Below are 21,353 nucleotides of genomic sequence, written 5' to 3' on the forward strand. Positions count from 1 at the left end.
TACCGCCTATTCAAAGGCCAGAAGTAGACCCTTTCCGGAGCTAGCCGTTTTCCGAGGTAATTGCTGTGCCGATTGACATTCCCACAGACCTGACTCCAGAACTTGTCCCGCTTTCCTGGCTCATTGGTGAGTGGGAGGGCCGCGGCCGGCTGGGCAGCGGGGACGAGGACTCGGAGCACTTCCTGCAGCACGTATCGTTCACGCACAACGGGCTGCCGTACCTGCAGTACCGTGCGGAGAGCTGGCTGACGGACGACGACGGCACGCGCCTGCGGCCGCTGACGGTCGAGACCGGCTTCTGGGCACTGGAGCGCAAACAGCTGGATGCCGACGGCGGCCCCGGCCTGATCCCGGCAGACATTGTGCCTGCACTGAAGAGCGCAGACGAGGTGGAGGCCCTGCGCAACAGTGAGGGCGGCTTCGATATCTCCGTGTCCATCTCCCATCCCGGGGGAATCTCCGAGCTGTACTACGGGCAGATTAAGGGCCCGCAGATCCAGCTCACCACGGACATGGTGATGCGCGGGAGCCACTCCAAGGACTACAGTGCTGCCACCCGGATCTTCGGCCTGGTGGACGGCAACCTGCTGTGGCGCTGGGATGTGGCAGTCGGGGGCAAGGAAGGCAAGGGGCTCGAAGCCCACGCATCTGCCTTCCTCAAAAAAGTTTCCTGACCGCACCAGGTCCGGAGGAACGAAAAGAGGCGCGCGGCCATGGAAGATCCCCGGAACCTGCAGGCGTCGCCGAACGGGCTGGACTACAGCGGCCTCAAAGCCCTCTTTTTCAACGGCACGCTGAAGCGGTCGCCGCAGACGTCCAACACGGACGGGCTGATCACCATCAGCCGGCTCATCATGGAAAAACAGGGTGTCAGCACCCGGGTCATCCGCACCGTGGACCACGATATTGCCAGCGGCGTCTACCCGGACATGACCCAGTACGGCTGGCCCACCGACGAATGGCCCCAGCTGTACCCGGCGGTGCAGGAAGCGGACATCGTGGTGGTGGCCGGGCCCATCTGGCTGGGCGACAACTCCTCCCAGACCAAGAAGCTCATCGAGCGCCTCTATGCCCATTCCGGTGAACTCAACAGCAAGGGCCAATGGGCGTTCTATCCGAAGGTGGGCGGCTGCCTGATCACGGGCAACGAGGACGGCATCAAGCACTGCTCCATGAACGTCCTGTACAGCCTGCAGCACATCGGCTTCAGCGTTCCACCGCAGGCGGACGCCGGCTGGATCGGTCCGGTTGGTCCGGGACCGAGCTACCTGGACGAGGGTTCCGGCGGTCCCGAGACGGACTTCACCAACCGGAACGTCACGTTTATGACCTGGAACCTCCTGCACCTGGCCCGCATCCTTAAAGACGCCGGCGGGTACCCTGCCTACGGAAACCTTCCCAACGAATGGGCCGCCGGAATCCGCTTCGATTTTGAAAACCCGGAATACCGCTAATCCCCACCCGCACCCTGGCCTCGCAAGGCCGCACCGGCTCCCTGCCCTCGCAAGCTCGGGCCGGGGCCCTCGCCGGAGCGGTTCCACGGCCAGGGAACCCGGCGGGCGTGGCCCCACTGCCCAGCCGGACCTAACGGGCATGGAATACTCACTGACTTAAGGACGTTGCCCCCAGTATGACTACTCCCAGCCCTCTGTTGTCGCGCCCCGGAGCCGTTGAGGCGGCTGGTGCGGATGCCGGCGTCGCGGCCCACTACGGCGAGCCCCTGCGCGAGCAGCGCGCCCTCGCGGCCGGAACCGCCGTCGTCGATCTCTCCTCCCGCGGCGTGGTGACGGTCACCGGGCCGGACCGCCTGAGCTGGCTCAACACGCTGTCCTCGCAGCAGGTCACCGGCCTGCAGCCAGGGGAGTCCAGCGAACTGCTCCTCCTGAGCGTGCAGGGCAGGATCGATTTCGACGCCAGGGTCATTGACGACGGCGGGACCGCCTGGCTGATCGTTGAGGCCGCCGAAGCTGCCCCGCTGGCGGAGTTCCTCAACAGGATGAAGTTCATGCTGCGGGTGGAGATCGCGGACCGCTCAGCCGACTGGACTGTGCTGGGAAGCACCAAGGCCGTCCCCGAGTGGTCCTCCTACCTTGCCTGGCAGGACCCGTGGCCGCATGTATCCGCAGGCGGGTACTCCTACGCAACGGTTGCGGAGGAAAACCATCCCGGCCTCGAACGCCCGTGGTTTGAGTACCTGGTTCCTGCCGCCGAGCTGGAAGAGGCTGTAGAGGGACGCCCCCTGGCCGGGGTGCTCGCCGCAGAAGCCCTCCGCGTTGCTGCCTGGCGTCCCCGCATTGGTGCCGAAACGGATGACAAGACCATCCCGCACGAACTGGACCTCCTCCGCACCGCAGTCCACCTGGCCAAGGGCTGCTACAAGGGCCAGGAAACCATCGCGCGCGTGCACAACCTGGGCCACCCGCCGCGGCGGCTCGTTTTCCTCCAGCTCGACGGCTCACAGCACACCCTGCCCGAAGCCGGCAGCCCGGTGCTGGTGGGGGAGCGGAAGGTGGGGGCGGTGACCTCCGTGGCCCAGCATTACGAGATGGGACCGGTAGCCCTGGCGGTCATAAAGCGTTCCGTGGCTGCGGATGAAATACTGACAGTCCTGGACGGGGACGAGCCGTACCCTGCCGTCCAGGAACTTATCGTTGCCCCGGATGCCGGCCAGGTAGTGGGGCGCCAGACCGGATTCCTCAAGGGGCCACGCTGATGACTGACAACGCCGCCGTACCGTCCAATAACGCCGACGTACCCTCCACCCCCGACGATGATGCGGTGGCCCTGGCGCACACGCTCTTCCAGGCCGCGAGGGAGGGGGACTCGGCTTTGCTGGGTGCGTACCTCGACGCCGGCGCTCCCGCCACCTTGACCAACGCCGCCGGCGACTCTCTGCTGATGCTGGCCGCCTACCACGGCCACGCAGAGGCTGTGCAGCTGATCCTGAAACACGGCGCCGAGGCCAACGGGGCCAACGACCGGGGACAGACTCCCCTTGCCGGAGCCGCGTTCAAGGGGTACACCGATGTTGCCCGTGTCCTGCTGGACGCCGGCGCGGACCCGGACGCTGGGTCACCCTCGGCCCGTGCCGCCGCCCAAATGTTCGCCCGTACGGAGATCCTGCATCTCCTGGGCTAGGATCACCGGGTCCCGCCCGGCAGCAGCAACCTGACGAAGGATGACCCAGTGGAAAACGTAGCGAAGCCCTGGGCGGCCCTTTGGTCGCTGGTGATCGGTTTCTTTATGATCCTGATCGACAGCACCATCGTGTCCGTGGCCAACCCGCGGATCATGGAAAGCCTGGACGCCGACATCAACTCGGTGATCTGGGTGACCAGCGCCTACCTCCTGGCCTATGCCGTCCCGCTGCTGATTACGGGCAGGCTGGGTGACCGGTTCGGGCCCAAGAAGCTCTATCTGCTGGGCCTTGTGGTGTTCACGCTGGCCTCGCTGTGGTGCGGACTCTCCGCCGATGTCGAGACCCTCATTGCGGCGCGGGTGCTGCAGGGTCTGGGTGCTGCCATCATGACCCCGCAGACCATGGCAGTCATTACGCGGATCTTCCCGCCGGACCGGCGCGGCGCGGCAATGTCCATCTGGGGAGCAACTGCCGGCATGGCGACTCTGGTGGGGCCCATCCTGGGCGGCGTCCTGGTGGACGGCCTTGGCTGGGAATGGATCTTCTTTATCAACGTCCCGGTCGGCGTTGTGGGCTTTATCCTCGCCTGGCGCAACGTTCCGGCCCTCCGCACCCACCCGCACCGGTTCGATATCCCTGGCGTCCTGCTCAGCGCCGTCGGACTCTTCCTGCTGGTTTTCGGCATCCAGGAGGGCGAGACCTACAACTGGGGCACCATCACCGGGCCCATCAGCGTATGGGGCCTGATCATTGCGGGAATCGGCGTCCTGGTCCTGTTTGTCCTCTGGCAGCGCTTCAACAAGGGCGAACCGCTGTTGCCGCTGGCCCTGTTCCGGGACCGTAACTTCTCCCTCGCCAACCTTGGAATCACCCTGGTGGGCTTTACGGTGACTGCCTTCACCCTGCCGCTGATTTTCTATTACCAGCTGGTCCGCGGCCTCACGCCCACCCAGTCGGCCCTCCTGATGGTGCCCATGGCGCTGATCTCCGGGGGCCTGGCGCCGGTGGTGGGGAAGATCGTGGACCGCGTCAACCCGAAGTATCTTGCAGCCGGCGGTTTGACCCTGATGGCTGTGTCGCTGGTGTGGAACTCCGCCCTGATGCAGCCGGATACACCCATTTGGATGTTCCTGCTGCCCAGTGCCGTCCTCGGACTTGCCAACGCCGGCATTTGGGCGCCGCTGAGCACCACCGCCACCCGCAACCTGCCGCCGCGCCAGGCCGGTGCCGGTTCGGGGGTCTACAACACCACCCGGCAGTTCGGGGCGGTCCTGGGCAGCGCTGCCATCGCCGTGCTGATCCAGTCCCGGCTGGCTGCTGAGCTTCCCTCGGGCGGCCCCGGCGGAGCCGCCGGTGAGGGCATGGGTTTCTCGGGGAGCCTGCCGGAAGCCCTGCACGGTGGATTTGCGACGGCGATGGGCCAGTCCATCCTGCTGCCCGCCGGAGTGATCCTGGTTGGCGCGGCCGTGGCATTGTTCTTTGCCAAGCCCCAGCCGGTTCAGGGCTGGGGCGGCGCCACCCCGTCAGCCAAGGTGGACGCTGGTCTGGATTCCGCCGGCTGACAGGCCGAGCTTCCGGGCCAGCGCCAGGGATCCGGTGTTGCTGACGTCGGTGCGCCACTGCAGCGTCAGCCCTGCCGCCAGGGCTTCGTGCGCGGCGATGGACACGGCGAGCGAGCCCAGGCCGCGGCGCCGCCATTCCGGGTCAACCAGTACCCCGAGGTGCGCCAGCAGGCCCACCCATTCGGAGTAGGCGCCGCAGGCCAGCGGCACGCGGCGGCCTTCCACTTCGTGGACGATCGTGTAGCGGTTCTCGAGGTCTGACAGGCCCACCTCGTTGACGTCGTCCGGCGGGCAGCGTCCCTCCAGCTCAATGGCCTCCGGATTGCCGTGCGAGACCGTCATCTCTTCCGAGGGCTGCTTCAGCGGCAGGTCGTCCGCGAAAAACAGCGCCGCCGCACCCAGGCCGTGGCCGCCGTGGGAGCGGGTCAGCGTCAGGAGCGTGACGTGCTGGGCCATCTCCTCATCCGGGATGCCCGCAGCGGCGTCAATCACCCACTGCGGACCCACCAGCGCCGAACTGCCAAAGAGCCGGACGAACTCCACGGTCCGGGCTGATTCGTCGGCCCTGACAATCCGCTCGCCGGAGGCCAGGGCCGAAGCGAAAGCGTCGTCGTCGAGTCCCAGGCGCCGTGCCCACGCAAGCTGGATGATGGCGGCAGAACCGGGGTCAAGTGTCATAACCCCAGCCTAGGGCGGGCAAGCGGCGCCGTCGGGCAGGACACTTCAGCTAAGCGGGACACCTCAGCCGAAGAGGACAGCGGCTTCGTCGTAGCGCTTCTGCGGGACGGTCTTGAGCTGGCCCAGGGCTTCCTGGAAGCCCACGTGCTCGATGTCCGTGCCCTTCAGCGCCACCATGGTGCCCCAGTAGCCTTCCACCACGGAGTCGATGGCAGCCATGCCCAGCCGGGTGGCGAGGACGCGGTCGAAGGCCGACGGCACGCCGCCGCGCTGGATGTGGCCCAGGATGGTGGCGCGGGTTTCGATGCCGGTGCGGGCTTCCAGTTCCGGGGCGAGCTGGTCGGCGATGCCGCCCAGGCGCGGCCGGCCAAAGGTATCCAGGCCTCGTTCGGAGTGCGGGGTTTCCATGTGCTCGGGCACGAAACCTTCGGCGACCACTACCAGCGGCGCACGGCCGCGGGCGTGGGCTTCCTTCACCCATTCGGTGATCTGGTCGATGCTGACCTTTTGCTCCGGGATGAGGATGGCGTGCGCGCCGGCTGCCATGCCGGCGTGGAGGGCGATCCAGCCAACGTGCCGGCCCATCACTTCGGCGATCATGCAGCGGTGGTGTGATTCGCCGGTGGTGCGGAGCCGGTCGATGGCTTCGGTGGCAATCTGGACGGCGGTGTCGAAACCGAACGTGTAGTCGGTGGCGTCGAGGTCGTTGTCCACTGTCTTGGGGACGCCCACGATCTTCAGCCCGGCGTCGGTCAGACGCTTGGCCGCCGCCAGGGTTCCCTCACCGCCGATGGCGATGATCGCGTCGATGCCGAGGCGGTCCATGTGGGCTTTGATGACCTCGGGCCCGCCGCCGTTCTCGAACGGGTTGGTGCGGGAGGTGCCAAGGATGGTGCCGCCCTGTTTGGCGATGCCGCGGACCATGGTGCGGGGGATATCGATGATGTCGCCCTCCACCACGCCGCGCCAGCCGTCAAGGAAACCCACGAATTCGTGACCGTGGATGGCAATACCTTTGAGGACGGCTCCGCGGATCACGGCGTTCAGTCCGGGGCAGTCGCCACCGCTGGTGAGAATTCCAATTTTCATGTCTCTGGCTCAAATCCTGGGGAGAAGTTATACAGGCAGAGCGCCACGCTGAGCTCACATAGAGTCTAGTGCGGGGTGTGGGGTACGACACAAACCGGTTACATTGGGGCCCCGGTCCGGGCAGGGTTCCTTGGCCAGATCCCCTTCCACTTCACCGCGCAAAGACTCCCGCTCCAAAGGAGGAGCGGGAGTCTTTTACTGTGCGGTTACGGACGGTTGATGGACCGCCGGTCCAGGAAGGTCTGGAGCGGGATGCTGTTGCGCTGGTCCGGCAGGACAACCCACGCCAGGAGGTAGAAGATGACGGCCGGACCCGGGAGGAGGCAGAAGATCAGGAAGGCAATCCGGACGAATGCGACATCCACGTTGAGTTTGGCCGCGATTCCTCCCAGCACCCCTCCGAGCCACCGTTCCGGTCCGCGTTTCAGGCCAAGGCCCCTGACGATGCTGAAAAACTTGTCCATGGCGTTAAGCCTTCCGTGTTGAGGGGCTGTTGTCACGTTTCCTGGCGGAGAGAAGTCCGCCGACCACCAGGGCCGCGCCGGCCCCGATCATCAGGCCGATCAGGACGTAGGTCCCGTTCAGCGTGACGATGCCCAGCTGGGCGATGATGATCAGTGCGGCGAGGGCCAGGACGATCAGGCCCCACACTATGGTGCCCACCCTCGCACTTGCTGCCGGGGCACCAGAGGCGCCTGCCGCCGTCGTGCTTCCCGGGACGTAGGGATCCGGAACATGCGGGTCCGGTGCCGGATTGTTGGTGCTCATCTCAGTTGCCTTCCTCAATGGTGACGTTGCTGAAGGCGCCGTCGATCTGGATGATCAGGTGGCTGCCCGGTTCGTCGCTGTTGTAGCTGCTTTCCCTGGTGGTGATACCGCCGCGGTTGCCGCCGGTTTCGTGGATGTTCCCCATGGCCATGTCCGCCTTGATGTCCACGGGCACTTTGTCAGGGATAACGATCGTCACGTTGCTTGCCGCAATGTCGAGCGGAACCACGACGTCGGACGTCAGCGGGGCGTTGGCGTCCAGTTGGGTAAGGTCCACAGTGCCGCGGCTGCCTGCTACATCGAGGCCGTTGCGGGCGTCCTCGATGCTCGCCGGGCTCCAGTTCAGCTGCTGGAACCGCATCCGGTCACCGTTGTTGCCGACCACGTTGAAGATGCCGCCTACGATGAGTGCCGCCACTGCGAAGAATGACAGGATGCCGGCCGTCCTGCCGCGGAGGCCCATGAGGAGGATGCCCAGGCCCAGGACCGCGGCCGCGCTGGCCCAGGCGATGGCGTTGGTGGAGTCGCCGAGGTTGATGATGTTGGTGACATCCAGCGCCTTGAGCCCGGCACCCACCAGCAGCGCGCTGCCGGCAATTATTGCGACGGCGGGAGCGCCCGGACCGGCGGGACGCACCTTCGGTGGCGGACCTTGGGGCGGCAGGGCACCGCCGGACCGGCCGTTGTCCCAGCCGCTGCCGCCGGATCCGCTGCCTCCGTAGGCACCGCTGGGGTAGCCGCTCCCGTCATAGCCGCTGGCGGACGGGGTGCCGGAGGCGGTGCCGCCATAGGGGCTTCCGGTGAAAGGACCGGTACCGGCAACGTCAGAGTAGGGCGGAGTTGTTGCGGTGGAGGAACCCGCTGCGTAGGCGGTGGTGCCTGCCGCTGCTGCGCCGGCCGGGATGCCGGTTGCGGCCTTGTTGCGCTGGACCAGGTAGTAGATCAGGTAGATGGCGCCGCCTACCCAGAAGATGGTCCAGAGGAAGGCTCCGAAGCCGTGGTTGCCCCAGCCCCAGAATCCGCCGCCGAGCCCGCTGAAGCCGAGGATGGTGGCGATCAGGGAACCGGTCATGCCGCTGGTCCAGCGCCCTGCTCCGGCTTCCTGGACGTGGATCCTGCCGTCGGGCTCCGGAAGGAATGCCCATGCCAGGCCGTAGAGGAGTACGCCGATGCCGGCGAAGAGGGTGAGGACGATGAAGACGCCGCGGACAATCAGCGGGTCGATGCCCATGCGGTGGGCAATGCCGCTGGAGACGCCGCCGATCCAGCGGTCCTGGCCGCGGCTGATGCCGTGGCTGCGGACCCAGCTGAAGAAGTCTGCCTGCCGGCCGGGCATTCCGGCGTAGGCGTAGCTGCCGGCGTTCGGTGCCGAGTAGGATCCGGCCGAGGGACCGGTATAGGGGCCTGCGTACGGGCCGCTGGATGCGTCCTCGCGGGGCCCGCTGGCGGAGCGGGGGCCGGATTCGCTGGTGGAACCGCTGCTGGATTCCCGCGCCGGCTCCTGGTCTTGCGGGGACGGGGAGGCCGGCGGCAGGGGCTCCGTGGGGTGTGTGGTGTCCCGTTCGGGGAGGGGCTCCGTTGGATGGCCGTCATCAGGGGTGGGGGTTTGCGAGTTCATACCTCGATCCTTCCGTCCGCGGCGCTTCCGCTCTACTGGGGGACACCCTGAACGGCCCCTGAGTGGCCCCCGGTTCAGGCCGGAACACGGTCCGGGCAACCCTGATCCGTGTTTGGATTGATCCATGACAACCGCCCCCATCCGGCCCCCGCTGGTCCGGCGCAGCGACCGCTTCATCGCGGGCGTATGCTCCGGCCTTGCCGCGCACCTGGGCTGGCCCGTCCGCAACGTGCGGGTGGGCATGGTGCTGGCTACGCTTGCCGGCGGGGCCGGCGTCGTCTTTTATGCCTGGCTGTGGATCATGGTGCCCACCGCGGACGAAAGCGCGCGGCGGCAGGCCCGCCGCCCGGCGTCGCCCATTGCGCCCGCCGTGAGCCAGGATCCGGTCCACGCCCCTGGCCGGACCGATGTCCCGCACGGCGTCCCTGCTTCCGTCCGGGCGGCCGGGCCGGGTCTTCAACCTCCAGGCAGTGTCCCGACGGCGGGCCCCGGCACCTTGCCGCCTTCCCCGGACGGCCCGTCCTACGGGCCGGGGGACGGCGCAGGGAACGTATCTGCAGCAGCGCGGCCCTGGTTCCGGGACATGCGGTACGGCAAGGAAATCCTGCTCGGCGCCGGTCTGCTGCTCGTGGCGGGCATCCTGATCGCCCAGCTCCTCGGCGTGGACGTGCCGCTGGGCACCCTGATTCCGGCGGCAGCAGTTCTTGGCGGAGCCTCCATCGCATGGATGCAGCTCGATGAGAGCCGGCGCGCCGGCCTCGTGGACAAGACCAAGGCGGACCAGGCCGGCGGCTGGGCCCGGCTCGCCGCTGGCCTGGCGCTGGTGGTGGCGGGTGTCCTGGTGATGGTGTCCGGTTCCGGCTCCTGGGAACAGACCTGGCTGGCGCTGCTGGCTTCCGTGGCCGTCCTTGGCGGCGTGGTGCTGGTCCTGCTTCCGTGGGCGCTGAAATTCTGGCGTGACCTTGAAGCGGAGCGTGCCGGCCGGATCCGGGAAACCGAGCGTGCGGAAATCGCAGCCCATCTCCACGACTCGGTGCTGCAGACCCTGGCACTGATCCAGCGGCGGGCGGCCAATGAGCACGACGTCGTCAGGCTGGCCCGTGCCCAGGAGCGGGAGCTGCGGGGCTGGCTGTTTGCCGATCCGGAGAAGGATGCCGGGCAGCTTTCGGACCGGATCAAGGCTGTTGCGGCCGAGGTGGAGGACCTGCTGGGCAATGCCGTGGAGGTGGTGAGCGTGGGGGACACCGCAGTCGCTGAGGGCCACGAGGCCCTGATCCAGGCCAGCCGTGAGGCAATGTTGAACGCGTCCCGGCACGGCGGCGGGACCGTCTCGGTTTACCTGGAGGTTTCGGGCGGACGCGCCGAAGTGTTCATCAAGGACCGTGGCCCTGGCTTCGAACTGCAGCACGTCCCCGAGGACCGGCTGGGTGTCCGGGAATCCATCATCGGCCGGATGAACCGCCATGGAGGCACAGCCACCATCACCAGCACCACAGACGGCACGGAAGTGCGGCTCGGCTACCCGGCCGCCGCTCCTGCCGACAAGCCATCACAGAGCACGGAAGGCAAACCATGAACACCACGCAAGGATCTGGTACGGGCCCCATCCGGCCCGCAACACCCGTCCGGGTGGTGATCGTCGACGACCACGCGATTTTCCGCTCCGGCCTGAAGGCAGACCTGGATCCAAGCATCCACGTGGTGGGGGAAGCAGCAACGGTGGAGCAGGCCATTGCCGTAATCGCCCGGGAACGGCCCGAGGTGGTGCTGCTGGACGTCCACCTGCCCGGCGGCCTCGGCGGCGGAGGGCGGGAAGTCATCGCCGGTTCGGCCCCGCTGCTGTCCACCACCAGGTTTCTCGCGCTCAGCGTCTCGGACGCCGCCGAGGATGTGGTGGCTGTTATCCGGGCAGGAGCCCGCGGGTATGTCACCAAGACCATATCCGGGGCGGAAATCACGGATGCCGTCTACCGGGTGGCCGGGGGAGACGCCGTCTTCTCCCCGCGCCTTGCAGGTTTCGTGCTGGACGCCTTCGGAACTGCCCCGGCCGACATCGCCGACGACGAACTGGACAGGCTCTCAGCCCGCGAACTCGAGGTGATGCGGCTGATTGCCCGTGGCTACAGCTACAAGGAGGTGGCCAAGGAGCTCTTCATCAGCATCAAGACAGTGGAGACCCACGTGTCCGCGGTCCTCCGCAAACTCCAGCTCTCCAGCCGCCACGAACTCACCAAGTGGGCCGCTGAGCGCCGCCTCCTCTAGACCCCCCAACGCTCTCTCACTTAACGCGCATTTTTCCCCGACGCTCTATCACTTAACGCGGCTTTTTCCCCGACGCTCTATCACTTAACGCGGCTTTTTCCCGGACGCTCTATCAGTTGATGCGCCCTAACGCGGAACGCTCTATCACTCTCCTAAAGAGAGTGATAGAGCGTTCCGATATTTCCAGCGTTAAGTGAGAGAGCGTCCTGGATTTTCCAGCGTTAAGTGAGAGAGCGTCCTACTGGGCCTTGCCGAGGAAGTCCTGCAGCCGCTGCACGCCGGTGGCGAGGTCCTCGTCGCCCAGGGCGTAGGAAAGGCGCAGGTAGCCGGACGGCCCGAATGCTTCACCCGGCACCACTGCCACCTCAACCTCGTCGAGGATCAAGGCAGCCAACTCGGCGGAGGTCTTCGGCGTGGAGGTGCCGGACGCGGTCGGGAATTCCTTACCCAGCAGCGCGCGGACGTCCGCGTACACGTAGAAGGCGCCCTTCGGCGTCGGGCATTCCACGCCTTCGATGGCGTTGAGCCCGGCGACGATGGCCTTGCGGCGGCGGTCGAAAGCAACCTTCATCTCATCGACGGCGGTCAGCGGCCCGGACACGGCAGCGAGAGCTGCCACCTGCGGGATGTTGGAGACGTTGGACGTGGCGTGGGACTGGAGGTTGGTGGCGGCCTTGATGACGTCGGCCGGGCCGATCATCCAGCCCACGCGCCAGCCGGTCATTGCATAGGTCTTGGCCACACCGTTGAGGATGACCACCTTGTCGCCCAGCTCAGGGGCGGCGGTGGCGATTGACGTGAAGGGAACGCCGTCGTAGGTCAGGTGCTCGTAGATCTCGTCCGTGACCACCCACAGGCCCTTGGCGGCGGCCCACTTGCCGATTTCCGCCACCTGCTCCGGCGAGTAGACCGAGCCGGTGGGGTTGGACGGGGAGACGAACAGCAGGATCTTGGTTTTGTCGGTAACGGCGGCCTCAAGCTGCTCGATGGTTACCAGGTAGTCCTGCTCCGGGCCGGCAAAAACCTCAACGGGCACACCTCCGGCGAGCCTGATGGCTTCCGGGTAGGTGGTCCAGAACGGGGTGGGGACGATGACTTCGTCCCCCGGGTCCACGAGGGTGGCGAACGTGTTGTAGACGGCCTGCTTGCCGCCGTTGGTCACCAGGACCTGGGAAGGGTCGACGGCGTAGCCGGAGTCCCGGAGCGTCTTCTCAGCAATGGCTTTCTTCAGCTCGGGCAGCCCGCCGGCGGGGGAGTAGCGGTGGTACTTCGGCTGGCTTGCCGCCTCGATGGCAGCCTGGACGATGTAGTCCGGGGTGGGAAAATCCGGTTCACCGGCGCCGAATCCAATAACCGGCCGTCCTGCTGCCTTCAGCGCCTTAGCCTTGGCGTCAACGGCAAGGGTTGCGGATTCGGCAATTGCGGATATGCGCTGGGAAACGCGGGCGGCAGACATGGCAGGTCCGTTCTTCGCTTGCAGCCCGAAGGCTGGAATGTGGGATTCGACGAGTTCTACTCTATGCTGTTCACCGGACCCTCCGGGTTGCCGGTTTTGAATGTGACTGCCCTGCAGCCACCGTTATGACGAGGCAGCTTGAAGGGCCGGAATCGGGCCGGTTCGACGAACGCGAAGTTGTTGCGTAGACTGGTTCACCGGTGTTGAAAACACGGATGATGACGTGCGCCCCAGTTCAAGCTGGCGGTTCGTTATGGTCAGGGTGAGATTCACTCCATAGGGTAGTGGCGCAATTGGTAGCGCAGCGGTCTCCAAAACCGCAGGTTGCAGGTTCGAGTCCTGTCTGCCCTGCGCAAGCTGCCCCGGGCTAAGGCCCGGGGCACGCGCAGCAACCATGGTTCTGATCAGGGCCGGGTAATCCGACATTGCAAAGATGAGCGAGGACCAGGTGACCGAAACAGCTGCCAGCAGCTCCAAGGGCCGCCCAGCTAAGAAGGACGCCAAGGCAAACTTCTTCGCCCGCATTGCACTCTTTGTCCGCCAGATCATCGGCGAACTGAAGAAGGTTGTTGCACCAACCCGCAAGGAACTGATCAATTACACGCTCGTGGTGCTGGTGTTCGTGGCCATCATGATGGTCATCGTCAGCCTGCTGGACATCGGTTTCGGAACTGCTGTCGGTTGGATCTTCGGCGGTACCGGCCCCACGGACAGCTAAGGCTGAACCATCCGCAGCTGAGTGTTCCGTCCGGGAAAACCGGAGGGAAACACCGGTGTGCGGAATTGAGCCATTTAAATAGGCATGTTAGGCAATGAGGAAGCAGGAGACCAAGTGTCTGAGCAGGAGCTCGAGGTAACCGAGACTGAGCTGGAAGAGTCCGCGGACATCACGGCAGAAGCCGGTGACGAGTCTGAGGTTGAGTCCTCCGCGCCCGAAGCCAGCGACGCCGATTCCGATGACGACGCCGAAGCCGCTGACGTGAACGACTTTGACGCAGAGTCCGATGACGAGGCCGGCTCTGAGGAAGAGTCCGCCGACGCCCTCGCCGCTGCAGCAGCCAAGGCCGACGTCGACCCCGCCGAGGAGTTCAAGGCCAAGCTGCGCCGCCAGGAAGGTGACTGGTACGTCATCCACTCCTACGCCGGTTACGAAAACCGCGTGAAGGCCAACCTGGAGACCCGCATCCAGACCCTGGACATGGAAGATTACATCTTCGAAATCCAGGTGCCCATGGAAGAAGTCGTTGAGATCAAGAACGCCCAGCGTAAGGTCATCAACCGCGTCCGCATCCCCGGTTACGTCCTGGTCCGCATGGACCTGACCGACGCCTCCTGGGGCGCCGTCCGCCACACCCCCGGCGTCACCGGCTTCGTGGGCAACGCCCACAACCCCGTGCCGCTGCGCCTGGACGAGGTCTTTTCCATGCTCGCGCCGGTCTTCGAAGAAGAGCAGGCCGAGAAGGGCAAGCCCGTCAACAAGCAGAACCAGGCCCCGGTGGCTGTCGACTTCGAAGTCGGCGAGTCCGTCATCGTCAAGGAAGGCCCCTTCGAGACACTTCCGGCCACGATCTCCGAGATCAAGCCCGAGTCCCAGACCCTTGTGGTGCTGGTTTCGATCTTCGAGCGCGAAACGCCTGTCACCCTGGCGTTCAACCAGGTCACCAAGATCTGACAACCCAAAGAATTCGTCCCGGCGCTGCCCGCTTTAGCAGCACCGGAACGGCCGGCCGCCTTGCCATGGCGGCCAAAAACCTGAGGCACGCTCCTGTGCCCCAGGACGTTATTGAGAGAAGGACCCTACATTGGCTCCCAAGAAGAAGGTCACCGGCCTCATCAAGCTGCAGATCCAGGCAGGTGCCGCTAACCCGGCTCCGCCGATCGGTCCTGCGCTTGGCCAGCACGGTGTCAACATCATGGAATTCTGCAAGGCGTACAACGCTGCGACGGAAGCCCAGCGCGGAAACGTCATCCCCGTGGAAATCACGGTCTACGAGGACCGTTCCTTCACGTTCATCACCAAGACCCCGCCGGCTGCAGAGCTCATCAAGAAGGCTGCAGGCGTCGCCAAGGGTTCAGCTACCCCGCACACCGTCAAGGTTGCCAAGCTGACCCAGGCCCAGGTTAACGAGATCGCCTCCACCAAGATGGAAGACCTCAACGCCACCAGCCTCGAAGGCGCAGCGAAGATCATCGCCGGCACCGCCCGCTCCATGGGCATCACGGTCGAAGGCTAATAACAGCCTTCCACCACCGGGCAACCGGTCAACAAAAACATTGAATTGTCGCAGGATCCACGCCGGATCCTCGACTGTGGCAGGGCCCAGCGCGGTCCGCAGACCACAACTGCACAAGGAGAAATAAGCAGCATGGCAAAGCGCAGCAAAGCATATGAGGCAGCAGCCGCCAAGATCGACGCGGAGAAGTTCTACGCGCCGTTCGAGGCAGTAACGCTGGCCAAGGACACCAACCCGTCCAAGTTCGACGCCACCGTTGAGGTTGCATTCCGCCTCGGCGTCGACCCCCGCAAGGCTGACCAGATGGTCCGCGGCACCGTCAACCTGCCCCACGGCACCGGTAAGACTGCCCGCGTCCTGGTTTTCGCCACGGGTGACAAGGCTGAGGCAGCAATCGCTGCCGGCGCCGACTTCGTTGGTTCCGATGACCTGATCGAAAAGATCGCCGGCGGCTGGACCGACTTCGACGCCGCCGTCGCCACCCCTGACCTCATGGGCAAGGTTGGCCGCCTCGGTAAGGTCCTGGGCCCGCGTAACCTGATGCCGAACCCGAAGACGGGCACCGTGACCCCCGACGTCACCAAGGCCGTCAACGACATCAAGGGTGGAAAGATCGACTTCCGCGTCGACAAGCACTCCAACCTGCACTTCATCATCGGCAAGGTGTCTTTCGACGCCGTCAAGCTGGCTGAGAACTACGCAGCAGCCCTGGAAGAGGTGCTTCGCCTGAAGCCGTCCGCTTCCAAGGGCCGCTACATCCAGAAGGCCACCGTTGCCACCACGTTCGGTCCCGGCATCTCCGTCGACCCGAACGTCACCAAGGTTCTGGTCGAGGCCTAAATCCTCGCGTGAAGCTCCTGCTGCGGATTTCCGCGGCAAACAAAACCGCCCGGCACCTGCCGGGCGGTTTCGTTTTTAAGCCACAGGAACCATCCCGGAAGTGCAGATTGCTGCCTAAGCTGGGGAAATGGCCGAACCGGATCCCTCCGCACGCGAAATCGCAGCGCTGTCCATAGAGGCCGTGGAGGTGCCGCCGGCCGGCGGGCCCGGACCCGGGGGAGCGCAACCCGGTGCCGGGTTCCGGGAGTGCCACAACCTGCGGGTGGCGCACGAGCTTTCGGTGTGGGGCAACCTGGACCGCTGCCCTACCTTGCCGGAAGCCTTGGAGTACTGGCGCGGCAACGAGTATGAGGAACGGCAGCTCTACCGGGCCAGGCTCGGACCGGAAACGGTGGGCACGTGCTCCGTAACGCTCCCGTTGCGCGAGAACACCCACACGGCCGGCATCGACGTCCTGATCACCCCTGGCCGTCGCCGACAAGGTCTGGGCCGCGCCCTCGTGGCCTACGCCGAAGGCGTTGCGAGGGCACGCGGCAGGACCTCCTTGGACGCCTACCACGAGGTTCCGCTGGACGGCAGTGACGGCGGCGCACTGCTTCCGGCCAAGTCCGGGGCAGGCGGCCTGCCGCTGGATGACCCTGCCGTGGCCTTCGCTGTTGCAACCGGCTATGAGCTGGAGCAGGTGGAACGGTCCAGCCGTCTGGAGCTGCCCGTGCCAGCGGACGTGCTGGACCGCCTCGACGCCGAAGCTTCACCGAAAGCCGCGGGGTACACCATTACAGGCTGGGATGACACCTGCCCCGAGGACCTTGTTGAGGCCTATGCCCGGCTTAAGGCAACCATGAGCACAGACGTTCCCATCGCCGGACTGGACTGGGAACGCGAGGACTGGGACACAGCCCGGGTCCGCGAGGAGGAACAGGCTTTGATGCGGAGCGGGGTCCAATCGGCCGTGACGGCAGCAGTCCACGGCAGCACAGGGGAACTTGCGGGCTACACGGTGCTGAACTGGCGCCCGGCGGTCCCCGAATCAATCGCGCAGCAGGACACCCTGGTGACGTCGGGACACCGCGGCCGGCGCCTCGGCATGCTGATGAAAGTGGCCAATCTGCGAAGGGCGCACGACAGGTGGCCGGCGGCACGATCGGTCCTGACATGGAATGCCAACGAAAACCAACATATGCTGGCCATAAATATTGCACTTGGATTCAAGCCCGCAGGTTATGAAGGCGAGTGGCAGAAACGGCTGGGATGATGCGCCTATGGCAAGAGACGTAAAGATCGAGCAGCTTTGGATTCCCGATTCAGTGGACGCGCCGGACGCAGCTGACTTCCTGGCCGCCGTCGAGGTGGGACGGAAAGTCCGGATGCAGACCTGGGGCAGTGACGACCTCGCCTACGGTCCGCTGGAGAAGCTGCTCGAGTTCCAGGACCCCTACGAACGGCAGCTCATTCTCGTGGCAAAGGTGGACGGGGAGATCGTGGGCACCGTCGATATTGCCCTGCCCCTCACCGACAACCTGGACCTGGCGGAGTTCACCCTCGACATCCTCCCCGAATTCCAGCGCCAGGGTGTTGGCCGGCGGCTGCTGCAGGCAGCGGAACAGCTGGCCCGCGAGGAGGGCCGCACCATGATCCTCGTGGACACCAACCACCCGGGCGCATCCCTGCACGAATTTGAGCGCGCCCAGCTGGTCCCCGGGACGGGACAGGGCTTCGTGCCGCTGGAAAGCCGCGAGGTCGAGTTCGCACAGCGCACCGGTTACACGCTGCAGCACATCGAACAGTTCAGCTCCTGCACGTTGCCGCTGGACACCAAGCTGGTGGCCGACCTCCAGGCGGAAGCGAACGAGGCCAACAACGGGCGGTACCGGCTGCACCACTGGACGGACCGCTGCCCGGACCAGTGGCTGGAAGCTGTCGCTGCCTTGGAGAACCAGGCGGGCGCCGACGTCGATCCCGCCCTGGATGCGCCCGTTGAGCAGGAGATGGTGTTCGACGGCGCCATCCTCCGGGAGGCCGAAGAGGTCGCCATTGCTCAGGGCCGGCGGACCGTGGTCACCGCCGTGGAACATCTCGCCACCGGAACGTTGGTGGGCCTGACCACCATCACCGTGCTGGCGCACCGCGCCGACGTCGTTTTCCAGGACGACACCCTGGTCCTGCAGGAACACCGCGGCAATAAGCTCGGGCTGCTGATCAAGGTGGCCAACATGGAGCGGCTCACCGAGCAGTTCCCGGACGCGCGGATCATCTACACCTGGAATGCCCCGGAGAACCGGTACCTCCTGACCGTCAACAAACAGCTGGGGTTTCAGACGGCCGGAGTCACGGGGATCTGGCAAAAAGAGCTCCCGCACCTGCACACCAGTACCAGCTAGGGCCTCGATTTGGCGGTCTCCGGGGCTCTCCCGTAGACTGGGATGACCAAAGACCGTCGGTTGTTGGAAATCCACTCTCTCGAACATGGCTCAACTCTGCAGTTGTGCGCGGGAGATGCAGTGGCTTTCTGGACGAAGGACCCTCTACACAGGGCGGCCGGCGCAGGTGAACGAAGCAAAGCTCCATGGAATGATCTGTGTTGAGCCAAGCCCCGTGCATCTGCGCGGGGCGTTTTTAGTTTTAGCTCTCTTGAGCGGGGACCGTCGCATACCGGCACTATCCCCGGAAGGAGGGTTATGGCAACGCCTACCAAGGTCACAGCAGTAGCTGAGATCACTAACGATTTCAAGGAATCGAACGCCGCTGTCCTGACCGAATACCGCGGGCTCACCGTTGCACAGCTCAAGCAACTGCGTGTTTCTCTCGGCCAGGACACCAAGTTCGCGGTCGTCAAGAACACCCTGACCGCCATTGCAGCCAAGGAAGCCGGTGTCGAAGCATTCGACGGCCAGCTTGCCGGCCCCACTGCAATCGCGTTCATCAAGGGTGACGCAGTTGCCGCTGCCAAGAGCCTGACGGATTTTGCCAAGGCCAACAAGCAGCTGGTCATCAAGACCGGTTACTTCGAGGGCAAGGCACTGAACGCCAGCGAGGTTGCCGCACTGGCAGCGCTCGAGTCCCGTGAGCTGCAGCTCGCCAAGGTTGCAGGCGTCCTCAAGGCACCTGCCGCCGCCGCTGCACGCATCATTGACGCACTGCGCCTCAAGCTTGAAGAAGAGAACGGTGCACCGGCAGCTGCCGAAGCGCCTGCCGCTGAAGAAGCTCCCGCCGCTGAAGCAGAGGCCCCGGCCGAAGCTCCGGCTGCCGAAGAGAACTAATTCTCTTTACCCCACCAGACTCCGGTGTGATGCAAGGCTTCGTGCCGTGCGGACACCACAACAGGAAGGACGCCTACCATGGCGAAGCTCAGCAACGAAGAGCTCATTGAAGCTTTCAAGGAACTGACCATCATCGAGCTCTCCGAGTTCGTCAAGCTCTTCGAAGAGACCTTCGAAGTTACCGCTGCTGCTGTTGCAGTTGCCGGCCCCGCCGGTGGCGCAGCTGCTGAAGAGGTTGAAGAGAAGACTGACTTCGACGTCGTCCTCGAAGCAGCCGGCGACAAGAAGATCGCAGTGATCAAGGAAGTTCGCGCCATCACTTCCCTGGGCCTCAAGGAAGCAAAGGACCTGGTTGACAGCGCTCCCAAGGCTGTCCTCGAAGGTGCTACCAAGGAAGCTGCCGAGAAGGCCAAGGAGCAGCTCGAGGCTGCAGGCGCCACCGTTACCCTCAAGTAACAGCGCTTTTCCGCAAAAAGCCCCGTCCACGTTTGTGGGCGGGGCTTTTTGCTGTCCTCTTTCGACAGGGTCAGGCTGGGTCGCTGATGTCCGCCACGACGGCACCCAACGCACCGGTGAGTGCATCGGCGTCCACGAACGCGCTGTAGCCGTGGGCCCCGGCGCCCATCGAGATCCTCCGACCGGTGATCGTTGCGTCCGCGTAGACAGGCCAGCTGTTGGTGCTGCCGAGCGGAGTGATGGTGCCCCGTTCGTAGCCGGTGGCGTCCAACGCCACGTCAGCGGGAGGTAGGGAGAGCTTGTTGACGCCCACCAGGTTGCGGAGCTTCGGCCAGGAAATCTGGCGGTCGCCCGGAACGAGGGCGAACAGGAAGGAGCCGTCCTTGTGCTTGACCACCAGGGATTTCACGATGTCCGACGGCGTGATCCCCAGGATGCCGGCGGCTTCCTCCAGGCTTTTGGCGGCGGGCCTTTCCACTACTTCGACTTGCAGTCCGCGGGCCGCGGCGTCGGCAAGGAATCTCTCCCTGCCGGCGCCGGCTGCTGCGTCCGCCATCAGTCGCGGTACAGCAGGAGCGCTTCGCCCTGCCCGCCGCCCCCGCACAGGGATACCGCGGCCTTGCCCTTCCCGCGCCGCTTGAGCTCGTGCGCCGCGTGCCCTGCCAGGCGCGCACCGGATGCCCCGATGGGATGGCCCAGGGCGATGGCCCCGCCATGGATGTTGCACTGCTCCAGTGGGTAGTCCAGGTCCTTCAGCGATTGCACCGCCACGGAACCGAATGCTTCGTTGATCTCGATGAAGTCAAGGTCAGCGGTGGACCAGCCCGCACGGCCCAGGGCATTCTGGATGGCGTTGGACGGCTGGGAGTGCAGCGAGTTGTCCGGCCCCGCAACCTGCCCGGGCTTGCCCACTACTGCCAGGTATTCCAGTCCGTGTTCTTCGGCGTAAGCCCGGGAGGAGAGGACCAAGGCCGCTGCCCCGTCGGACAGGGGAGAGGAGTTGCCGGCGGTGATGGTGCCGTCGGTGACGAAGGCCGCCCGCAGCCCGGCCAGTGATTCCACGGAAGCGTTGGGCCGGACGCCCTCGTCGGTGGAAACCACCAGGGGATCACCCTTACGCTGCTTGACGCTGATCGGTGCAATTTCGTCGTCGAATGTTCCGTTCTTGGCGGCCAGCGCGGCCCGCTGATGGGACTGTGCGGCTACGTTGTCCTGGGATGTCCTGTCGATGCCGAGCGCGAGGTTGCGGGTTTCGGTGGACAGGCCCATTGACTGGCCGTCGAAGGCGTCGGTCAGTCCGTCGTGGGCGGCGGCGTCGAGCGCCTGGATGGATCCATAGGTCCAGCCCTGCCGGGAGCCCGGCAGCAGATGGGGTGCCCGGGTCATGGATTCCTGGCCGCCGGCCACCACCACGGACGCCTCGCCGCTGCGGATCATCCGGGCGGCGTCGATCACGGCCGTCAGCCCCGAAAGGCACACCTTGTTCACGGTCACGGCCGGGACATTCCAGCCGATGCCGGCCCCGATGGAGCTTTGCCGCGCCGGATTCTGCCCGGCACCGGCCTGCAGCACCTGCCCCATGATCACGGCCTCCACCTGGCCGGCGTCCACGCCGCTGGCCTTCAGCGCTGCCTTGATGGCATGCGCCCCGAGGTCGACGGCGGTGAAGCTCGCCAGTTGCCCGTTGATCCGGCCCTGCGGTGTGCGCGCTGCTGCGATAATGACAACGTCAGTGTTGTCCGTGGAGTTGCCCATGGTTATCTCTCCCGATCTGATTCCGGTGGTAGGCCACCTAGGCTACCGTGACGCTGCTCACCCAACTATTCAAACGCCCGGGCCGCCGCAGGCATTCCGAAGGATGGTTGCCGCACCACCCGAAATTTCCCGTCCGTTCAGGCCGACGCCGCGCGGGCTCACTCTGCGACCGCGAAAACCAGTGCTTGCAATCGCGCCGGATGTGGGGTAGACATGTAGGTTATTTTGCCGTATCG

The 21,353-nt window shown here is 65.3% G+C and carries 23 protein-coding genes and 1 tRNA gene; 16 read left to right on the forward strand and 8 right to left on the reverse strand.

What is annotated here, in order from left to right; genetic code table 11:
- The first annotated feature begins 65 nt into the window (after positions 1-65).
- The 5 genes from AC3A4Z_RS04420 to AC3A4Z_RS04440 all read left to right on the forward strand — a co-directional run bounded on the left by AC3A4Z_RS04420 (position 66) and on the right by AC3A4Z_RS04440 (position 4,701).
- Entirely contained in the window at positions 66-674 is a 609-nt protein-coding gene (locus tag AC3A4Z_RS04420) for a nitrobindin family protein (protein WP_050054283.1), read from the forward strand.
- 39 nt (positions 675-713) lie between these two features.
- Complete coding sequence (locus AC3A4Z_RS04425; protein WP_498710362.1) at positions 714-1,454, forward strand: flavodoxin family protein; 741 nt, start codon at positions 714-716, stop codon at positions 1,452-1,454.
- A 176-nt stretch (positions 1,455-1,630) separates the two neighbouring features.
- A complete protein-coding gene (gene ygfZ, locus AC3A4Z_RS04430) occupies positions 1,631-2,713 on the forward strand; it encodes a CAF17-like 4Fe-4S cluster assembly/insertion protein YgfZ (protein WP_498710364.1) in 1,083 nt (360 codons plus the stop codon).
- On the forward strand, positions 2,713-3,138 hold the full coding sequence (locus AC3A4Z_RS04435) for an ankyrin repeat domain-containing protein (RefSeq protein ID WP_498710365.1): 426 nt from the start codon (positions 2,713-2,715) through the stop codon (positions 3,136-3,138). The genes ygfZ and AC3A4Z_RS04435 overlap by 1 nt, the downstream gene beginning before the upstream one ends.
- A 48-nt stretch (positions 3,139-3,186) precedes the next feature.
- Positions 3,187-4,701 (forward strand): DHA2 family efflux MFS transporter permease subunit, encoded by a 1,515-nt coding sequence (locus AC3A4Z_RS04440; RefSeq protein WP_498710367.1) that lies wholly within the window; start codon positions 3,187-3,189, stop codon positions 4,699-4,701.
- Here AC3A4Z_RS04440 and AC3A4Z_RS04445 read toward each other — a convergent pair.
- The 5 genes from AC3A4Z_RS04445 to AC3A4Z_RS04465 all read right to left on the reverse strand — a co-directional run bounded on the left by AC3A4Z_RS04445 (position 4,663) and on the right by AC3A4Z_RS04465 (position 8,854).
- Positions 4,663-5,379: a GNAT family N-acetyltransferase gene (locus AC3A4Z_RS04445; RefSeq protein ID WP_498710369.1), complete on the reverse strand. Its 717-nt coding sequence runs from the start codon at positions 5,377-5,379 to the stop codon at positions 4,663-4,665. The two genes, AC3A4Z_RS04440 and AC3A4Z_RS04445, sit on opposite strands and share 39 nt — an antisense overlap.
- A gap of 63 nt (positions 5,380-5,442) precedes the next feature.
- Positions 5,443-6,468, reverse strand: coding sequence for an ATP-dependent 6-phosphofructokinase (locus tag AC3A4Z_RS04450; RefSeq protein WP_050054289.1), 1,026 nt, complete (start codon positions 6,466-6,468; stop codon positions 5,443-5,445).
- A gap of 206 nt (positions 6,469-6,674) precedes the next feature.
- Positions 6,675-6,932, reverse strand: a complete 258-nt coding sequence (locus AC3A4Z_RS04455) for a PspC domain-containing protein (protein WP_493970624.1) — start codon at positions 6,930-6,932, stop codon at positions 6,675-6,677.
- Between the two features lie 4 nt (positions 6,933-6,936).
- Positions 6,937-7,236 carry a hypothetical protein gene (locus AC3A4Z_RS04460; RefSeq protein WP_498710372.1) on the reverse strand — a complete coding sequence of 100 codons (300 nt, stop codon included), beginning with the start codon at positions 7,234-7,236 and terminating at the stop codon, positions 6,937-6,939.
- Between the two features lies 1 nt (position 7,237).
- Positions 7,238-8,854: a PspC domain-containing protein gene (locus AC3A4Z_RS04465; RefSeq protein ID WP_498710374.1), complete on the reverse strand. Its 1,617-nt coding sequence runs from the start codon at positions 8,852-8,854 to the stop codon at positions 7,238-7,240.
- Between the two features lie 124 nt (positions 8,855-8,978).
- Here AC3A4Z_RS04465 and AC3A4Z_RS04470 point away from each other — a divergent pair, with 124 nt between their 5' ends.
- The gene (locus AC3A4Z_RS04470; protein ID WP_498710376.1) at positions 8,979-10,430 is read left to right on the forward strand and encodes an ATP-binding protein; all 1,452 of its coding nucleotides are present in this window, start codon (positions 8,979-8,981) and stop codon (positions 10,428-10,430) included.
- Entirely contained in the window at positions 10,427-11,116 is a 690-nt protein-coding gene (locus AC3A4Z_RS04475) for a LuxR C-terminal-related transcriptional regulator (RefSeq protein WP_498710378.1), read from the forward strand. The genes AC3A4Z_RS04470 and AC3A4Z_RS04475 overlap by 4 nt, the downstream gene beginning before the upstream one ends.
- 238 nt (positions 11,117-11,354) lie before the next feature.
- Here AC3A4Z_RS04475 and AC3A4Z_RS04480 read toward each other — a convergent pair whose 3' ends face one another.
- The gene (locus tag AC3A4Z_RS04480; protein ID WP_498710380.1) at positions 11,355-12,572 is read right to left on the reverse strand and encodes a pyridoxal phosphate-dependent aminotransferase; all 1,218 of its coding nucleotides are present in this window, start codon (positions 12,570-12,572) and stop codon (positions 11,355-11,357) included.
- Positions 12,573-12,850: 278 nt separating this feature from the next.
- Between AC3A4Z_RS04480 and AC3A4Z_RS04485 the strand changes: the two genes are divergently transcribed.
- The 9 genes from AC3A4Z_RS04485 to rplL all read left to right on the forward strand — a co-directional run bounded on the left by AC3A4Z_RS04485 (position 12,851) and on the right by rplL (position 19,362).
- Positions 12,851-12,923, forward strand: a tRNA-Trp gene (locus tag AC3A4Z_RS04485).
- Between the two features lie 82 nt (positions 12,924-13,005).
- Complete coding sequence (gene secE, locus AC3A4Z_RS04490) at positions 13,006-13,290, forward strand: preprotein translocase subunit SecE (RefSeq protein ID WP_307609227.1); 285 nt, start codon at positions 13,006-13,008, stop codon at positions 13,288-13,290.
- Between the two features lie 114 nt (positions 13,291-13,404).
- Positions 13,405-14,244, forward strand: a complete 840-nt coding sequence (gene nusG / locus AC3A4Z_RS04495; RefSeq protein WP_498710382.1) for a transcription termination/antitermination protein NusG — start codon at positions 13,405-13,407, stop codon at positions 14,242-14,244.
- Positions 14,245-14,374: 130 nt separating this feature from the next.
- On the forward strand, positions 14,375-14,806 hold the full coding sequence (rplK, locus tag AC3A4Z_RS04500; protein ID WP_003803853.1) for a 50S ribosomal protein L11: 432 nt from the start codon (positions 14,375-14,377) through the stop codon (positions 14,804-14,806).
- 132 nt (positions 14,807-14,938) lie between these two features.
- Positions 14,939-15,646 carry a 50S ribosomal protein L1 gene (gene rplA, locus AC3A4Z_RS04505; RefSeq protein ID WP_050054298.1) on the forward strand — a complete coding sequence of 236 codons (708 nt, stop codon included), beginning with the start codon at positions 14,939-14,941 and terminating at the stop codon, positions 15,644-15,646.
- A 127-nt stretch (positions 15,647-15,773) separates the two neighbouring features.
- Positions 15,774-16,901 carry a GNAT family N-acetyltransferase gene (locus tag AC3A4Z_RS04510; RefSeq protein WP_498710384.1) on the forward strand — a complete coding sequence of 376 codons (1,128 nt, stop codon included), beginning with the start codon at positions 15,774-15,776 and terminating at the stop codon, positions 16,899-16,901.
- Positions 16,902-16,908: 7 nt separating this feature from the next.
- Positions 16,909-18,027, forward strand: coding sequence for a GNAT family N-acetyltransferase (locus tag AC3A4Z_RS04515; RefSeq protein ID WP_498710385.1), 1,119 nt, complete (start codon positions 16,909-16,911; stop codon positions 18,025-18,027).
- A gap of 297 nt (positions 18,028-18,324) precedes the next feature.
- Positions 18,325-18,906, forward strand: a complete 582-nt coding sequence (gene rplJ, locus AC3A4Z_RS04520; protein ID WP_493970615.1) for a 50S ribosomal protein L10 — start codon at positions 18,325-18,327, stop codon at positions 18,904-18,906.
- Positions 18,907-18,984: 78 nt separating this feature from the next.
- Positions 18,985-19,362 (forward strand): 50S ribosomal protein L7/L12, encoded by a 378-nt coding sequence (gene rplL / locus AC3A4Z_RS04525; protein ID WP_013601842.1) that lies wholly within the window; start codon positions 18,985-18,987, stop codon positions 19,360-19,362.
- A 70-nt stretch (positions 19,363-19,432) separates the two neighbouring features.
- On the opposite strand, the gene AC3A4Z_RS04530 is transcribed toward rplL, so the two are convergent.
- Positions 19,433-19,918 (reverse strand): aminoacyl-tRNA deacylase, encoded by a 486-nt coding sequence (locus AC3A4Z_RS04530; protein ID WP_498710386.1) that lies wholly within the window; start codon positions 19,916-19,918, stop codon positions 19,433-19,435.
- Positions 19,918-21,117 carry an acetyl-CoA C-acetyltransferase gene (locus tag AC3A4Z_RS04535; protein ID WP_498710387.1) on the reverse strand — a complete coding sequence of 400 codons (1,200 nt, stop codon included), beginning with the start codon at positions 21,115-21,117 and terminating at the stop codon, positions 19,918-19,920. The genes AC3A4Z_RS04530 and AC3A4Z_RS04535 overlap by 1 nt, the downstream gene beginning before the upstream one ends.
- Positions 21,118-21,353 lie beyond the last annotated feature (236 nt).

This window comes from Arthrobacter sp. Soil_C_49 (assembly GCF_057656635.1).

Bases quoted from the DNA above. Each gene is read 5' to 3' on its own strand.
- AC3A4Z_RS04425 (WP_498710362.1), top strand. From the start codon at position 714: ATGGAAGATCCCCGGAACCTGCAGGCGTCGCCGAACGGGCTGGACTAC.
- ygfZ (WP_498710364.1), top strand. From the start codon at position 1,631: ATGACTACTCCCAGCCCTCTGTTGTCGCGCCCCGGAGCCGTTGAGGCG.
- AC3A4Z_RS04435 (WP_498710365.1), top strand. From the start codon at position 2,713: ATGACTGACAACGCCGCCGTACCGTCCAATAACGCCGACGTACCCTCC.
- AC3A4Z_RS04445 (WP_498710369.1), bottom strand. From the start codon at position 5,379: ATGACACTTGACCCCGGTTCTGCCGCCATCATCCAGCTTGCGTGGGCA.
- AC3A4Z_RS04450 (WP_050054289.1), bottom strand. From the start codon at position 6,468: ATGAAAATTGGAATTCTCACCAGCGGTGGCGACTGCCCCGGACTGAAC.
- AC3A4Z_RS04455 (WP_493970624.1), bottom strand. From the start codon at position 6,932: ATGGACAAGTTTTTCAGCATCGTCAGGGGCCTTGGCCTGAAACGCGGA.
- AC3A4Z_RS04460 (WP_498710372.1), bottom strand. From the start codon at position 7,236: ATGAGCACCAACAATCCGGCACCGGACCCGCATGTTCCGGATCCCTAC.
- AC3A4Z_RS04465 (WP_498710374.1), bottom strand. From the start codon at position 8,854: ATGAACTCGCAAACCCCCACCCCTGATGACGGCCATCCAACGGAGCCC.
- AC3A4Z_RS04470 (WP_498710376.1), top strand. From the start codon at position 8,979: ATGACAACCGCCCCCATCCGGCCCCCGCTGGTCCGGCGCAGCGACCGC.
- AC3A4Z_RS04475 (WP_498710378.1), top strand. From the start codon at position 10,427: ATGAACACCACGCAAGGATCTGGTACGGGCCCCATCCGGCCCGCAACA.
- AC3A4Z_RS04480 (WP_498710380.1), bottom strand. From the start codon at position 12,572: ATGTCTGCCGCCCGCGTTTCCCAGCGCATATCCGCAATTGCCGAATCC.
- secE (WP_307609227.1), top strand. From the start codon at position 13,006: ATGAGCGAGGACCAGGTGACCGAAACAGCTGCCAGCAGCTCCAAGGGC.
- rplA (WP_050054298.1), top strand. From the start codon at position 14,939: ATGGCAAAGCGCAGCAAAGCATATGAGGCAGCAGCCGCCAAGATCGAC.
- AC3A4Z_RS04510 (WP_498710384.1), top strand. From the start codon at position 15,774: ATGGCCGAACCGGATCCCTCCGCACGCGAAATCGCAGCGCTGTCCATA.
- AC3A4Z_RS04515 (WP_498710385.1), top strand. From the start codon at position 16,909: ATGGCAAGAGACGTAAAGATCGAGCAGCTTTGGATTCCCGATTCAGTG.
- rplJ (WP_493970615.1), top strand. From the start codon at position 18,325: ATGGCAACGCCTACCAAGGTCACAGCAGTAGCTGAGATCACTAACGAT.
- rplL (WP_013601842.1), top strand. From the start codon at position 18,985: ATGGCGAAGCTCAGCAACGAAGAGCTCATTGAAGCTTTCAAGGAACTG.
- AC3A4Z_RS04530 (WP_498710386.1), bottom strand. From the start codon at position 19,918: ATGGCGGACGCAGCAGCCGGCGCCGGCAGGGAGAGATTCCTTGCCGAC.
- AC3A4Z_RS04535 (WP_498710387.1), bottom strand. From the start codon at position 21,117: ATGGGCAACTCCACGGACAACACTGACGTTGTCATTATCGCAGCAGCG.